The organism is Rhodovibrio sodomensis (assembly GCF_016583645.1).
Lineage (GTDB): Bacteria > Pseudomonadota > Alphaproteobacteria > Kiloniellales > Rhodovibrionaceae > Rhodovibrio > Rhodovibrio sodomensis.
The window spans coordinates 1-709 of sequence record NZ_NRRL01000296.1 but is presented as its reverse complement, the minus strand read 5'-3'; the positions used below and the strand labels follow the sequence as shown (position 1 = coordinate 709).

The window sequence follows — 709 nt, the reverse complement described above, 5'->3', positions numbered from 1 at the left end:
CTGCAGATCGAGAACGGCAAGCTGACCGGCGAAGTGATCGAGCCTATCCTCGGCCGCGCCACCAAGCTCGCCACCCTGGTCGAACTCACCGAATCCTTCGATCTCGACGACATCGACACGCTGGTGGTGGGTGACGGCGCCAACGACCTCGGCATGATCCAGGCCGCCGGCCTCGGCGTTGCCTATCACGCCAAGCCTGCGGTCGCAGCCGCAGCCGCAGTGCGGATCGACCACGGCGATCTCACCGCGCTGCTGTACGCGCAGGGTTATCGGCGGGACGAGTTCGTCGAGGGATAGGTAGAGTCGTCCCGGCGAAGGCCGGGACCCATAACCACAAATGCAAATTGCTACGCAATGCTGGAACGACGAGTCCCTTCGACAACACCTGCCGCGGAGTATGGATCCCGGCCTTCGCAGGGACGCCGGCCGGAGAGAGCCGCGGCTGCGTCACCCATCTTCGCCTTCGCGGCGATAACACCGATCTTCGACATCTTGAATCGAGAACGATCTCATCGTCGTCCTGGCGAAAGCCATGACCCATTACCCCAATTGCACATTGTTGCGCGCGCAGTGGCCACTGTCCCGTTCATCACCGAATGCTGTGGTTATGGGTCCTGGCTTTCGCCAGGACGACGGCTGTGATGAAATCGGGCCGTTCGTATGTATCTTGCATCCCGCGACGTCATCGTAACGGCCGCATCACTCCACA

The 709-nt window shown here is 61.8% G+C and carries 1 protein-coding gene; it reads left to right on the top strand.

The genetic code is table 11. The features are described from left to right. A partial coding sequence (locus tag CKO28_RS27835; protein WP_200344803.1) for an HAD hydrolase family protein occupies nt 1–297 on the top strand: 297 nt, incomplete at its 5' end. Nucleotides 298–709 lie beyond the last annotated feature (412 nt).